Annotated in this window: 11 protein-coding genes; 7 read left to right on the top strand and 4 right to left on the bottom strand. The window is 65.4% G+C overall.

The features are described 5' to 3' along the window. Nucleotides 1-805: 805 nt before the first annotated feature. From ACODTW_RS25210 to ACODTW_RS25200, 3 genes are read left to right on the top strand one after another with little or no spacing between them, the layout of a single operon-like run. Nucleotides 806-1009, top strand: a complete 204-nt coding sequence (locus tag ACODTW_RS25210) for a hypothetical protein (RefSeq protein ID WP_488948899.1) — start codon at nucleotides 806-808, stop codon at nucleotides 1007-1009. Between the two features lie 56 nt (nucleotides 1010-1065). Continuing rightward, the gene (locus tag ACODTW_RS25205; protein WP_488948898.1) at nucleotides 1066-1278 is read left to right on the top strand and encodes a hypothetical protein; all 213 of its coding nucleotides are present in this window, start codon (nucleotides 1066-1068) and stop codon (nucleotides 1276-1278) included. Between the two features lie 21 nt (nucleotides 1279-1299). Beyond that, on the top strand, nucleotides 1300-1593 hold the full coding sequence (locus ACODTW_RS25200) for a Fic family protein (protein ID WP_488948897.1): 294 nt from the start codon (nucleotides 1300-1302) through the stop codon (nucleotides 1591-1593). Between the two features lie 2 nt (nucleotides 1594-1595). On the opposite strand, the gene ACODTW_RS25195 is transcribed toward ACODTW_RS25200, so the two are convergent. Continuing rightward, on the bottom strand, nucleotides 1596-2084 hold the full coding sequence (locus ACODTW_RS25195; RefSeq protein ID WP_488948896.1) for an Lrp/AsnC ligand binding domain-containing protein: 489 nt from the start codon (nucleotides 2082-2084) through the stop codon (nucleotides 1596-1598). A gap of 132 nt (nucleotides 2085-2216) precedes the next feature. Here ACODTW_RS25195 and putA point away from each other — a divergent pair, with 132 nt between their 5' ends. Then, nucleotides 2217-5345 carry a bifunctional proline dehydrogenase/L-glutamate gamma-semialdehyde dehydrogenase PutA gene (gene putA / locus ACODTW_RS25190; RefSeq protein WP_488948895.1) on the top strand — a complete coding sequence of 1043 codons (3129 nt, stop codon included), beginning with the start codon at nucleotides 2217-2219 and terminating at the stop codon, nucleotides 5343-5345. A gap of 275 nt (nucleotides 5346-5620) precedes the next feature. After that, nucleotides 5621-6343, top strand: coding sequence for a response regulator (locus ACODTW_RS25185; protein WP_488948894.1), 723 nt, complete (start codon nucleotides 5621-5623; stop codon nucleotides 6341-6343). Here the strand turns inward: ACODTW_RS25185 and ACODTW_RS25180 are convergent. After that, a complete protein-coding gene (locus tag ACODTW_RS25180) occupies nucleotides 6334-7803 on the bottom strand; it encodes an Hpt domain-containing response regulator (protein WP_488948893.1) in 1470 nt (489 codons plus the stop codon). The genes ACODTW_RS25185 and ACODTW_RS25180 overlap by 10 nt on opposite strands. Nucleotides 7804-8005: 202 nt before the next feature. Between ACODTW_RS25180 and ACODTW_RS25175 the strand changes: the two genes are divergently transcribed. Continuing rightward, nucleotides 8006-8926 carry a peptidoglycan-binding domain-containing protein gene (locus tag ACODTW_RS25175; RefSeq protein WP_488948892.1) on the top strand — a complete coding sequence of 307 codons (921 nt, stop codon included), beginning with the start codon at nucleotides 8006-8008 and terminating at the stop codon, nucleotides 8924-8926. A gap of 238 nt (nucleotides 8927-9164) precedes the next feature. Next, on the top strand, nucleotides 9165-10229 hold the full coding sequence (locus tag ACODTW_RS25170; protein WP_488948891.1) for a Glu/Leu/Phe/Val family dehydrogenase: 1065 nt from the start codon (nucleotides 9165-9167) through the stop codon (nucleotides 10227-10229). A gap of 285 nt (nucleotides 10230-10514) precedes the next feature. Here ACODTW_RS25170 and ACODTW_RS25165 read toward each other — a convergent pair whose 3' ends face one another. Then, a complete protein-coding gene (locus ACODTW_RS25165; RefSeq protein WP_488948890.1) occupies nucleotides 10515-12068 on the bottom strand; it encodes a SpoVR family protein in 1554 nt (517 codons plus the stop codon). After that, on the bottom strand, nucleotides 12065-13387 hold the full coding sequence (locus ACODTW_RS25160; RefSeq protein WP_488948889.1) for a YeaH/YhbH family protein: 1323 nt from the start codon (nucleotides 13385-13387) through the stop codon (nucleotides 12065-12067). The genes ACODTW_RS25165 and ACODTW_RS25160 overlap by 4 nt, the downstream gene beginning before the upstream one ends. Nucleotides 13388-13482 lie beyond the last annotated feature (95 nt).

The following is a 13482-nucleotide window of genomic DNA, read 5'->3' as shown; positions in this document are numbered from 1 at the left end:
CCTCCAGGTCTGACCCGGCGCCAGCGCTCCTACACCACGCACGGGGACGTGATCTTCATCAGACCTATTGGCGAGCACGCTAAGTCAGGTGCGCTATCTAGTCGGAATTCTAGACACAATATTTCAGTCTATCCACCCAGCACCGGAAAATATGGCCTGTTATGGGAACTCGATTCGTAATCTTCTCATTTTGGCTTGTACGGAATGCGAAGCGCAGTGGCGCGGTGTTCTCGTGGCGAATGGAGTTACCATAAAGAATCCGACCACAAATCAGTATGTCAAGCTCGCGTCCGCTATGCGTCTTTCAGAGTATGCCATAAAGCTACGTCATTGTCCGTGGCTTGACCCAGTGAGGCCTTTTAGCGATTGGAGTGCCACAGACCCAACCAAGACAATACCGTGGTATAATAGTTACCACTCCACCAAACATGACCGAGAAGGTGAATTCACCAAGGCGACACTAGGCGTCGCAATTGAGGCTGTATCAGCTTTATGGATAATGGTAGCAGCTCAGTTCGGAATCAATGGAGTACTTGAGTTTGACGACCTCAGCCGTTACTTCCAAATAGCCCAAGCTCCAAGGTGGCGCCACTCCGAAGTATATATAAATATTTATATCGGCTTTGAAGACAGCGCAGGGCCTCGCCGGTATCCATTCTAAAACTACTGCATCGCATCAAGCCCTGTGGGACTGCTGTCCCACAGTCACTCAGCTGCTGCGGTATGCCCACTTGCCACTCACAAGCAAATCCTGCCCCCGTCTGCGGGAATGGCACCCGCCGCCCCCTCGTGATAAGCTCAGGCCATGAAAGCTGACCGTCACCACCTTAAGCGCGCCGTCAAGTCCGGCCGGTTCGTTCTGACCAGCGAACGCGGGGAGAAGATCAGTGCTGTCGAGGGGTTGACCCTGTCACCCCGGATGGCGGCGGCGTTGCGGCAGGGGGCGACCCAAGGGTTGTCCGGGGACGAGCGGCGGGCACTGGTTCTGGAAACGCTGCGCCGGAAGTAGGAACCTTGCTCTATACCGCCGACAATGACCCGCTTTGGGTGCCTGGAACGTCGGTGTTGCACAACCGGCTTGGCATTACGGATCAGCGGACGTTGGACGAGGTCGAACTGGCCCTGTTTCTGATCCGCGCAGATGAACCATTGCCGGCGGGCAATCTGGATGCCGCACATTATCTGCGCATCCACCATCATCTGTTCCAGGATGTCTATGCCTGGGCCGGGCAGATACGATCGATCCGCATCGGCAAGGGCGGCAACTGGTTCTGTTAACCCGAATATATTGAAGCCGAGTTGGCGCGGGCCTTCCGGCATTACGGCGGCGCGGACCAGGTTGCCGGCCTGCCGATACACGAATTTTCCGCCCGCACCGCCCGTCTGCTGGCGGACATCAACGCCGTGCATCCGTTCCGCGAGGGCAATGGCCGCACCCAACTGGCGTTCCTGACACTGCTGGCAGCCAATGCCGGGTATGCCGTGAATAACGATGCCCTTGATCCGGATGAAGTTCTGTCCGCCATGATCGAGAGTTTCGCCGGCAGCGAGGACAGGTTATCCCGCCTGATCCTGGCGCTGCTGGCCGGCTGATCTCACCGCCCCGGCACGGGCACCACATGGGTGTTCTTCACCTCCTCCATCACCATGTAGGTGTGGGTCTGGGCCACGCCGGGGATGGAGGAGAGCTTGTCGCCCAGGAAGGCGCGGTAGGCCGCCATGTCGGCGACGCGGACCTTGATCAGATAGTCGAAACCGCCGGCCACCATGTGCGCCTCCTGGATCTCATCCACCCGGCGCACGGCGTCGGCGAAGATCTGGAAGACGTCGGGGTTGGTGCGGTCCAGCCGCACCTCGATAAACGCCGCCAGCGACCGATCCAGACGGTCGGGGTCCAGCAAGGCCACGTATTGGCGGATATAGCCGTCGCGTTCCAGGCGGCGCACCCGTTCCAGGCATGGCGTGGGCGACAGGTTGACCCGGCGGGCCAGTTCCACATTCGAGATGCGGCCATCTTCCTGCAGGATGCGCAGGATGTTCAGGTCGATGCGGTCCAGCTTCGCGGATGCGGAATCGGCGTTCATGATATCGTCCGGTAAAGTGACGCTTCGACCAGATTATATCCTGTCAAAACCCTTAATTTGGAGAAAAATCATCCAGGCTTTTTGCCATACTCCGGGCAATTCCACCGATTGCCCTGACGGAGTGATGGCCCCATGTCCACGGCCAGCCTGAATGATGTGCGCGACAGCCTGCGTGCGGCCAAGCATGCCGACGAAGTGGCGGTCGTCACCCAGCTGCTGCGCAGCCATGGTTTGAGCAATACGGAACGCACCGGCATCCATGACCGCGCCGTCGCCATTGTCGAGGCGGCCCGCCTGCGCCGCAGCGAGCTGGGCCCGCTGGATAATTTCCTGCAGGAATTCGGCCTGTCGAACAATGAGGGCATCGCCCTGATGTGCATCGCCGAATGCCTGCTGCGCATCGCCGATCCGGACACGGCCGACCGCCTGATCGCGGAGAAGATCGCGCAAGGCCAGTGGGATGCGCATCTGGGCCGCAGCGACAGCGCCTTTGTCAACGCCGCCGCCTGGGGCCTGATGCTGACGGGCAAGATCACCGATCTGGAACGCGGCGGCGAGCGCGATGCCGGCGGCTTCCTGAAGCGTCTGGTGGCGCGGTCGGGCGAAAGCGTCATCCGTACCGCCATGGGTCAGGCCATGCGCGTCATGGGCGGGCATTTCGTGCTGGGCCGCACCATCAAGGAAGCCATGGCCGAGGCGCGCAAGGCCAAGCCCGCCGGCACCGTCCATTCTTACGACATGCTGGGCGAAGGGGCCCGCACCTGGGAACAGGCCGGCCGTTACCTGGACGCCTATGTCAAGGCCATCGACGCCGTGGGGGCGGAAGCCGCGGGCCGTGGACCCATGGCCGCCCCGGGCGTGTCCATCAAGCTGTCGGCCCTGCACCCGCGCTATGTCCAGGCACAGCAGGAAGATGTCATGGCCAGGCTGGTGCCGGCCGTGAAGGGGCTGGCGCTGCAGGCCAAGCGCTGGGACATCAACCTGACCATCGATGCCGAGGAGGCGGACCGGCTGGAACTGTCGCAGGATATCCTGGCGGCCCTGGCCCATGACCCCGATCTGGCCGGGTGGAGCGGGCTGGGCCTGGCCATCCAGGCCTATTCCAAGCGCACGCATCTGCTGGTCGACTGGCTGGTTGATCTGGCCCGCGCCGCCGGCCGCCGCCTGATGGTGCGGCTGGTCAAGGGCGCCTATTGGGACACCGAGATCAAGATGTCCCAGATCGCCAGCCATGGCGATTATCCGGTATTCACGCGCAAGGCGGCGACGGACCTGTCCTATCTGGTCTGTGCGCGCAAGATGCTGGCGGCCAAGGACGCCATCTATCCGCAATTCGCCACCCACAATGCCTATACGATCGCGGCCATCCTGCATCTGGCCGGTGACAACCGCGATCTGGAATTCCAGCGCCTGCATGGCATGGGCGAGCTGCTGTACACGGCCGCGCGTGAGGTGCTGCCGGCCTTCCCGCGTGTGCGAATTTACGCGCCGGTGGGTACCCATGAGGATCTGCTGCCCTATCTGGTTCGCCGCCTGCTGGAAAACGGCGCCAACAGCAATTTCGTCAACGCCTATATGGACCCGGATGTGCCGGTGTCCGACGTCGTGGCCGACCCGGCCGCTTTCCTGGAGACAGAAGGCATGCTGCGCCATCCGCGCATCCCCACCCCGGCCGACATCTATGGCGCCGAACGCCCCAATTCCAAGGGCTTCGACCTGACCGCCCCCGACAAGGTCGAGGGCTTGCAGGCGCAGATGAATGCCGCCCTGACGCGCACCTGGACCGCCGGCCCCATCGTCGGCGGCCAGCAACTGGACGGCATGGCGCTGGACGTGACCGACCCGGCCAACCGCGCCCGTCATGTCGGCACCGTGGTCAATGCCGACAAGGCTGCCGTTGAACGCGCCCTGACGCTGGCCCACGCCGCCCAGCCGCTGTGGGACCGGGCCGGGGCCGACCATCGCGCATCCTGCCTGGACCGCGCCGCCGACCTGATGGAGGCGGACACGCCCGCCCTGCTGGCTTTGCTGGTGCGCGAGGCGGGCAAGACCCTGCCCGACGCCGTGGCCGAACTGCGCGAGGCCGTGGATTTCTGCCGCTATTACGCCGCCCAGGCGCGCACCGGCCTGAAGCCGGTGCTGCTGCCCGGCCCCACGGGGGAGCGTAACGAGCTGCACCTGACCGGCCGCGGTACCTTTGCCTGCATCAGCCCCTGGAACTTCCCGCTGGCCATCTTCACGGGCCAGGTGGTGGCAGCCCTGGTGACGGGCAATGCCGTCATCGCCAAGCCGGCCGAACAGACCCCGCTGATCGCGGCCGAGGCTGTGCGCATGCTGCACCGGGCCGGCGTGCCGGGTGACGTGCTGCACCTGCTGCCCGGCGATGGCGAGACGGTGGGGGCGGCGCTGGTCGCCGATGCCCGCATCGCCGGCGTCTGCTTCACCGGTTCCACGGAGACGGGCCGCGCCATCAACCGCAGCCTGGCCAACCGTGACGGCGCCATCGTCCCGCTGATTGCGGAGACGGGCGGCCAGAACTGCATGATCGTGGACAGTACCGCCCTGCTGGAACAGGTGGTGGATGATTGCGTCACGTCGGCCTTCCAGTCGGCGGGCCAGCGTTGTTCGGCCATGCGCGTCCTGTTCGCCCAGGATGAAATCGCCGACAAGCTGGCCGACATGCTGGCCGGCGCCATGGACCTGATCCGTCTGGGCGACCCGATGGATGTGGCCACCGATGTCGGCCCTGTCATCGATGATGCCGCCCGCGACATCCTGATTGCCCATGCCAGCCGCATGGACGGGGAGGCCCGCCTGATCAAGGCCGTGACCGTGCCCGACGCGGTGCAGAACGGCACCTTCTTCGGCCCCCGCCTGTACGAGATTGACGGCCTGTCGCGCCTGAAGCGCGAAGTGTTCGGCCCCATCCTGCATATGGTGCGCTTCAAGGCGGCCGATCTGGACAAGGTGGCGGCAGAGATCGCGGCCACCGGCTATGGCCTGACCTTCGGCGTGCATAGCCGCCTGGAAGGCCGCGCCCAGAACCTGTTCAAGGCGCTGCCCGTGGGCAACACCTATATCAACCGCAACATGGTGGGCGCCGTGGTCGGCGTGCAGCCCTTCGGCGGCCAGGGCCTTTCGGGCACGGGGCCGAAGGCGGGCGGTCCGCACTATCTGCATCGTTTCGTTACGGAAAAAACGTTGACCGTCAACACGACGGCCTTCGGTGGAAATGCGTCCCTGCTGGAACTGGGCGCATAAGGGGCCGGGTCAGGTGGGGCATCAATGACCCCGCCGGCCAGGTGGCACGGATGCCAGCAACCAGGGCGGCCGTGCCAAAGAACAAATAAAACGTAAAACAGCAGTCCACATACCGCGCCGTTGGGCGGTGGTCTCCCATGCGGGGGAACATCGCCCAACGGCTTCATTTTTCTGCGAAAAGCGTTTATAGCCGAAAGGTGGAAACGCTGGTGCCACTATGCTGGCCCCTCCCTTGCGATCCTGGTTGCGTGATCCTGGCTGGAGTTCGTTCGCGAATGACGGAAATCGCCGATGCCCCCTTGGTTCTGATCGTCGAGGATGAGCCGGCGACGCGCGCGCTGCTGGCGGGGTATTTCCATGAGGCCGGTTTCCTGGTTGCCGAGGCCGAGAATGGCAAGCAGACGCGCGAGGTAATGCTGCGCCAGCCGCCCGATCTGGTCCTGCTGGATATCGAACTGCCGGACGAGGACGGGTTCACGCTGGCCAAGAGCATCCGCGAGATTTCCAATGTCGGCATCATCATCGTCACCCAGCGCGCCAATGACGGCGACCGGGTCTTCGGGCTGGAGACGGGTGGCGACGATTATGTGACCAAGCCGCCGAACCCGCGCGAATTGCTGGCCCGTGCCCGCAACCTGCTGCGCCGCACCCATCCCAGCAAGATGTACAAGGCCGAGGGGACCGTTCGCTATTTCGCGGGCTGGACCATGGATCTGGCCCGCCGCCGTCTGGTCGATCCACAGAATCAGGAAGTGCGCGTGACGCGTGGGGAGTTCGAACTGCTGGGCCTGCTGGTGCGGTCCGGCGGCCGTGTCGTCACCCGCGACCAGCTGATCGACGCCGTCAGCGGCACCGACCGCAACCCCAATGACCGCACCATCGACGTGCTGGTCAGCCGCCTGCGTCGCAAGATGCAGGACAGCGGCTCTGTCGATGTCATCCTGACGGAGAAGGGCCTGGGCTACCGGCTGGCGGCAGAAGTCACCGATCAGCCCTGATCGCTGCCGGGCAGATTTTCCCGACGATACCGGGACAGTTCCTCCATCCCGCGATTGAAGGCGGCGGCAATGCCCGCGGCATGGACCTTTGCCATGGCGCCATCCTGCTGCTTGGCCGCCGTGTCCGTCGCCTTGGACAGATGCGCCACCTGCAGCAACCCCACGGTCAAAGCGCCTGACGCCAGCTTATGCGCGGCACGGCCCAGCGCCTCCACATCGCCCAGCCCCAGCGCCGCATCGATCTGGGACAAGGTGCCGGGCGCATTGGTCACGAAACTGTCGATAATCTGGGCAACACGATGCGGCCCCAGAATCGCCAGATGCTCCTCCAGCACGGTTTCATCCAGCAGGGCCCCACCCACCGGTCGCCGGAGCGGCGATGGTGGCGATGGCGGCGCTGCCGGAGGGGGCGGGGCGGCATTACCGGTGGACTGGGGCAGCACCATGCCCAGGACGGCCGCCAGATTGTCCGGAGAAGCCGGCTTGCCCAGCAGGGCCGCAACACCGGCCCGCTGTCGCCTGGCATCGGTCACCCGGTCCGCGCGACCGCGCAACAGCACGACAGGCGGCCCCCCGCCCCGGCGGATGCACCAGGCCAGGGCCAGACCGGAATGGGGGCCGACACGGGCGGCGACCAGGGCCACGTCCGGCCCTTCCATCAACGCCATCTCCAGCGCCATCTTGGCATCGTCCGTCTCCTCCACCCAATAGCCGGCCCGTTCCAGCAGCAGCCGGGTCAGTGCGCGCCCCACCGGGTCGTCGTCGACCACCAGTGCCGACAGGCCGTTGGGGGGGGCCGGCACCGGCTTGGCCGACACGGGCGGCGGCGGCGGTGGGGCAGATGGACGGATCGGCGGTGGCGTCAAGCCAACGGCGCCACCCTGCAGGCGCTGGCGCACCAGCGTCTGCATGCCCGCCACTTCCGACCGCAGCAGGCGGAGCTGGACCGACTGCGCCGGGCTCAGGGTTCCCGCCGCCAGCCCCTCCAGCTCCTGCGCGATGGTGTTGAGGCCGCTGTTCAGGCTGTCGGCCGTCAGGCGCAGAATGGGCAGCGGTACGCCCGCCGTCTGCGGCGGGGCGGGCGGCGCGGACTTGGCACGGGACAGCCCCCGGGCGATTGGAGTCGCAATCAGCACGAGCAGAAAGCCGGCCAGCATGCCGCCGGCAATGACAGTGGCACTGACACCGGCGCCGGCCCAGAGATAAGCGGCCCCGACATGGCCGGCCATGGTCAGCGCCATCCAGGCGCCGGCCATCCAGGGCCGGGCCCGTTCCGCCTGCCACACCCAGCCGGCCAGCCACAGGAGCCCCGCCAGCCGCAGCGCCAGCAGCCATGGCGACAGCCCCAGCAGCAGCATGTCCAGCAGGATCATGATGACAAGCCACGCCCCGCCCGCCACCCAGAGATCGGGGGGCGGTGCCGTGTTCTGATCCGCCGGTTGGGTGGGGGGAAGCGACAAATCGGCCTTCGAAAGGACATGATCCCGGGCAAGTATAGGCAGCCGTGACCGGCTGGTCCATCCCCCGGCATCTGCCATGCCGGAGCCGCACCATTGTCGGCCTTGCCATCAACCTGTCACGATGTCATGCCTTTGTTTGTTGCGCCGCCACATGATTGGCCTGGCGCTCTCGTTTTCTGATCCGCCATAGGGGTATCGCGACGTGTCCGCGCCGGTTCGTTCCCGTTCCGTCCGTTCCAACCGCCATCGGGCCGGCGTTGCGGCCCTCTCTCTGCTGCTTCTGGCCGCGGCACCCGTGCGCGCCGCCGACGAACAGCAGCCCAACAGCGCCACCATCCAATGGGCGCAGCAGATCCTGGATCAGCAGGGGCTGTATCAGGGCCGCGCCAGTGGCAAGCTGGACAGCGCCACAGCCGCCGCCATTGCCGCCTACCAGAAGAAGAACGGCCTGAAATCGACGGGCCGGCTGGATCAGACCACCATCGACCTGATGCTGAAGGCACAGCCGGAACGCAAGGGCATCGGCAACCTGCTGGACCCCAACAGCCGCGCCAAGGCCAGCCAGCCCATGCATCTGCGCGAAGCCGACGTGAAGCCGAAAGCCGCCCCGGCCGCGGCATCGGTTGATCGCGGCGAAGGCAGCGAAAGCACGGTGCTGGGCGTGTCGCGCGGCGGCGCCGACCTGCCGGCCGCCGCATCGGCCCCGGCCCTGCGCAACGCCCTGCCGCCCGCCCCGTCCGCCAGCCCGGCACCGTCGGTCAGCGGCGCAGGTATCACCGGTGGCGCTGCCGGCCCCGCCGCCGCTCCGCGCAGTTCGGTGGAAACGGAAGTGACGCCGGAAATGGCGCAGCAGGAGCAAGGCTTCGACCCGTCCAACATCACGGCCCCCGACTGGCTGCGCTATGGCCTGATGGGCGGCATCGGCGCGCTGCTGATCGGCATGCTGGGCTTCTGGTGGGGCAGTGGCCGCCGCTCCGGCAAGCCGTCTGCCCGCCCGGCCGCGGCGGCACCGCCGGCCCCGGTCCGCCGCGAACCGACGCTGGGCGGTTCAGCGCCGTCCGTGGACGGACGGCGCGAGCCGGTCTTCACCGCCCCCGCCCGCAATCCGCAGCGCCGGATCTGATTGCTGTTCTTGTTCTCCCAGGCACCGGTCGGCGCCTGCAGACGGCCGGTGTCAGGGCGGAACCAGGGTCTGCGACAGGAAATTTTCCATCGCCCCCCGATTGGCGTGCGTTTCGTGCAAGACGCCGCCCAACAACGAAATCGACCTGGAAGCCCCCGTCTGCCTAGACTTTGGACCGCAAAACCCGCCCGGAAAACGAGGCGGAGACAGCGATCCACAGGCCCGGAGGCCCCGCCCCATGCTGTTCGATTTCCCCGATTTCGATAATCACGAGCTTGTCCTGTTCGGCCGCGACGCCGAAACGGGTCTGTCTGCCATCATCGCCGTGCATTCCACGGCGCTGGGCCCGGCCTGCGGCGGCTGCCGCATGTGGCCCTATGCCAACGATACGGAAGCCATGCGCGACGCGCTGCGCCTGTCGCGCGGGATGAGCTACAAGAATGCCATGGCCGGCCTGCCCCTGGGCGGCGGCAAGTCCGTGATCATCGGCGACAGCCGCAAGGACAAGTCGGACGAGCTGTTCCGCGCCTTCGGCCGCGTCATCGACAGCCTGGGCGGCAAATATATCGCGGCCGAGGATGTGGGCATCACGGTGGCCGATGTGATGACCATGGGCCAGACCACGCCGCATGTCGCCGGCCTGTCCAAGGGCCACGACGCGTCGGGCGACCCGTCGCCCTTCACCGCCTATGGCGTCTATATGGGCATCAAGGCCGCCGTCCGGCACAAGCTGGGCACCGACAGCCTGAAGGGCGTGCGCGTGGCCGTGCAGGGGCTGGGCAATGTCGGCAGCCATCTGTGCCAGCGGCTGGCCGATGACGGCGCCATCCTGACCGTCACCGACATCCATACCGATGCCGTCCAGCGCGCCGTCGACCGGTTCGCCGCCACCGCCACGGCCCCGGATGCCATCCATGCGGCCGATGTCGATGTCTATGCGCCCTGCGCCCTGGGGGCCGTGATCAACCCGCGCACGCTGGGGCAGATCAAGGCCAAAATCGTGGCCGGCGGTGCCAACAACCAGCTGGAAACCGACCCGATGGGCGAGGCGCTGCGCGCGTCCGGCATCCTGTACGCACCCGACTATGTCATCAATGGCGGCGGCATCATCAATGTGTCTGCCGAAGTGACGCAGGGCTATGACCGCGACGCCGTGCTGCGCCAGGTGGAGCGCATTCCCGTGACGCTGACGGAAATTTTCCGCCGCGCCGACCGGGAGAACCGCCCGACCAGCGCCGTAGCCGACGAGATGGCCCGCGAAATCCTGTCCGCCGGGAAGAATGGGCGCAAGCAGGCGGCGTGAGGGGGAGAAGCTTCCAGGGGGGCGGAATGACCACCCCCTGGAAGCACTTGTTCTTGCCCTCCCGGCGGAAGCCAATAAGCGCGACGTTAATCCCTTGGATTGAGGTGCCTTCCCCGCGTAAGCGGGGAACCAGGGGCCACCAAGAACCACATGTCGGCGCCCCTGGCCCCTGGACCCCCGCTTTCGCGGGGGAGGCAAGGACGGTGCAGATGGCTAAGTTAGCGCCTATGCGTGGAAGCCGCGACGGCGAAAGCGGGTCGGACATGATCCTAACCTGACAAACCCTCACCCCCCGCCCAGCACGATGCGCGGGCTGACGGCGATGCGGCGCAAGGGCGTGCCGCCCGGTGTTTCCACCTCCGCCAGGACCACCTCATAGCCCCAGAGGTCGGCCAGATGCTGCATGACGGCGCGCGCCTCCTCCTCCTCCAGCAGGATCTGGTTCATCACATGATGTTCCAGCATCAGCTTGCGGTCGCCCACCAGATCGACATCGACGATCTGGATATCGGCTTCCGCCCAGGCAATGTCGTACTGCCGGGCCAGGGCCTGACGCACGGCGCGGTAGCCGCGTTCATCATGGATGGAAGCGACCTTCATTTCCGACTGGCGCGCATCATCGGCCACATGGAACAGGCGGAACTTACGGATCAGGGCCGGTGACAGGTACTGCAGGATGAAGCTTTCATCCCGGTAATTGGCCCAGGCCTCCCGCAGCGCGCCCATGGCGTCGCCCTTTCCGGCCAGATCGGGGAACCAGTAGCGATCCTCGTCCGTCGGCCGGGTCACCATGCGTTCGATGTCCTGCATCATGGCGAAACCCAGGGCGTAGGGGTTGATGCCGCCATAGCGCTTGTCATCGAAATCGGGCTGAAACACCACATTGGTGTGGCTGTGCATCGCCTCCATCCAGGCGCCATCGGTGATCTGCCCACGTTCATGCAGGGTGGACAGGATGCGGTAATGGCAATAGGTGGCGCAGCCTTCGTTCATCACCTTGGTCTGGCGCTGCGGATAGAAATATTGCGCCACATGCCGGACGATGCGCAGCACCTCCCGCTGCCAGCCATGCAGGCGCGGCGCCTTCTTCTCCAGGAAATAGAGGATGTTCTCCTCCGGCAGTTCCAGGACGGCGCGGCGGCGGTCGCGGTCGGACAGCGGGCTGGGTCCGCCGGCCTTGGTGGGCACGGTGCGCCACAGATCATTGAAGGTGGCTTCGGCATGTTCCAGCCGTTCGCGCGCGCGTTTCTCCTCGTTGCGCAGATCGGGGCCGCGGCGGCGGGGATAACGGTGGACGGCATGGTTCATCAGGGCGTGGGCGGCATCCAGCACGCGCTCCACCATGGCATGGCCATAGCGTTCCTCGCACTGGGTGATATAGGCCTTGGCGAAGGACAGATAGTCCAGGATGCCGTCGGCATCGGTCCATTGCTGGAACAGGTAGTTGTTCTTGAAGAAATGGTTATGGCCGAAGGCCGCATGCGCGATCACCAGCGTCTGCATCGTCATGGTGTTTTCTTCCATGATGTAGCTGATGCAGGGATTGGAATTGATCACGATCTCATAGGCGAGACCCCGCTGACCCTTGCGGTACATGGCCTCGTCACGGGCAAAATGCTTGCCGAAGGACCAGTGCTTGTAGAATAGCGGCATGCCGATACTGGAATAGGCATCCAGCATCTGTTCCGACGTGATCACCTCGATCTGGTTGGTATAGACGTCCAGCCCCATCTCGCCCACCGCCACCTTCTCGATGGCGTCATAGACGCGGCGGACCTTGTCATAGTCCCAGTCGGCGCCGGTATAGAGGGGGCCTGTGTCAAAGGCGGTCAGGGTCATGCACTCACCTCCGCCGGTTGCCCGGCCTTGTCCTTGGCAAACAGTTCGCGGAAGACGGGATAGATTTCCCGCCGCTCCGTGACACGCCGCATGGCCAGCACGCCGCCGGCCTGGATCTGCTTGTAGGTGCGCCAAAGGTCGGTTTCGCGCGGACCGCCGCCATAGGGCAGGCCCGGCGTCATCCCTTCCTGACCGACCTCCAGATAGGCGTAATACTGGCAGTCGGGCAGGATGGTGTCGGTCATCAGCTGCGCGGTCTTGATATTGTCGGACAGGGCATTGTCGCCGTCGCTGGCCTGGGCCGCGTAGATGTTCCATTCGGCGGGCGGATAGCGCTCCTTGATCACCCGCGCCATTTCCTCCAGCGCGGTCGACACCACGGTCCCGCCCGTCTCCGGACTGTAGAAGAAGGTCTCCTCATCCACCTCCGCCGCCTTGTGGGTGTGGCGGATGAAGACGACGTCCACATGCTTGTACCGGCGCGACAGGAACAGGTAGAGCAGCATATAGAAGCGCTTGGCCAGGTCCTTCATGTGTTCCGTCATGCTGCCCGACACATCCATCAGACAGAACATGACGGCCTGGGCCGCCGGCCGCGGCGTGGCGGCAAACCGGTTGTAGCGGACATCGACGGGGTCGATATAGGGGATGCGCTGGGTCCGGCGCAGGGCCTGTTCCAGCTCCGCCCGCGCCTCGGCCAACCGGTCGCGGTCGCGGCCCGACCGCTCCAGATCCTCGATCTCCTGCCGCAGGGCCTTGATCTCCTCCCCCGTCGGGCGGTTCAGTGCCATACGCCGGGCCAGAGAGTTGCGCATGGTGCGCACGAGGTTGAGGTTGGTGGGCGAGCCGGAGATGGAATAGCCGGCGCGGTGCCAGTCCAGGCTGTCGGTCACGGCCAGCTTGCGCTTGGCCAGATCGGGCAGTTCCAGATCCTCCAGGAACAGGTCGATGAATTCCTCCCGGCTCAGGACAAAGCGGAATTCATCCTGGCCGTCGCCATCATCCGCCCCCTGGTTGCCGCTGCCCCCGCCACCGCCCTGGGGCGGGCGCTTGATCTTGTCACCCGACAGGAACTCCTTGTTGCCGGGCACAACATAGTCACGTTGGCCGCCGGTGCCGGACCGGCGCAGGCTGGGCTCGCGGATGCCGTCGGGGGAAATGGCGATATCGCCACCCATGTCGATATCGCGGATGCCGCGCTTGGCCGAGGCATCGCGCACGGCCCGCACCACCTGTTCCTTGGCACGGCGCAGGAACCGCTGGCGATTAGCCAGGCTTTTACCGGAAGGATTGAGACGTCGGTCGACAATGGTGAACAAGGTTGCACCGTCCTTTCACTACCTGAGGCACCGACCTTTTCCCGTCATCCCGGCGAAAGCCGGGACCCAGGGGCCAGGGGGCGCGACAGTCGCGG

It is taken from the genome of Niveispirillum sp. FG148 (assembly GCF_057809655.1).
This window is presented reverse-complemented; position numbering and strand designations above follow the sequence as displayed.